Annotated in this window: 1 protein-coding gene; it reads right to left on the bottom strand. The window is 72.6% G+C overall.

The genetic code is table 11. The features are described from left to right. Window positions 1–33: 33 nt before the first annotated feature. Window positions 34–402 (bottom strand): iron chelate uptake ABC transporter family permease subunit (locus ACLD7X_RS19415; protein ID WP_411425316.1); only part of this gene is annotated, 369 nt, incomplete at its 5' end.

Genomic DNA, 402 nt, shown 5'->3' with positions numbered 1-402 from the left:
CCGCGCGCGACATGAACATCGGTGAGGGCGAGCTCAGCCATCGTGGCTCCTGCGCCGGGCCGCGATCCAGACAAACACCGGCGCGCCGATCAGCGCGGCAGCGACGCCAAGCTTGAGCTCTGTTGCGCCCGGCGCAACACGCACCACGCTATCGGCCGCCACAAGGATCAGCCCGCCCAGGAGCGCTGATGGCGCAAGCGTTCGGGCCGGATCATGCCCCACCCAGGGCCGCACCAGATGCGGCGCGACCAGCCCGACAAAGCCGATCGCGCCGGCAAGGCTCACAGCCGCGCCTGTGACAAGGCCCGCGCCGGTGACCACAGCGATGCGCGCCCGGGCGAGATCCAGTCCGACGCCCGCCGCCGCCTCCTCGCCGAGCGACAGGGCCGATAGGCCCCGCGC

The sequence above is a fragment of the Aphanothece microscopica RSMan92 genome, from assembly GCF_046613545.2.
Classification (GTDB): Bacteria; Cyanobacteriota; Cyanobacteriia; order PCC-6307; family Cyanobiaceae; genus NIES-981.
This window is presented reverse-complemented; position numbering and strand designations above follow the sequence as displayed.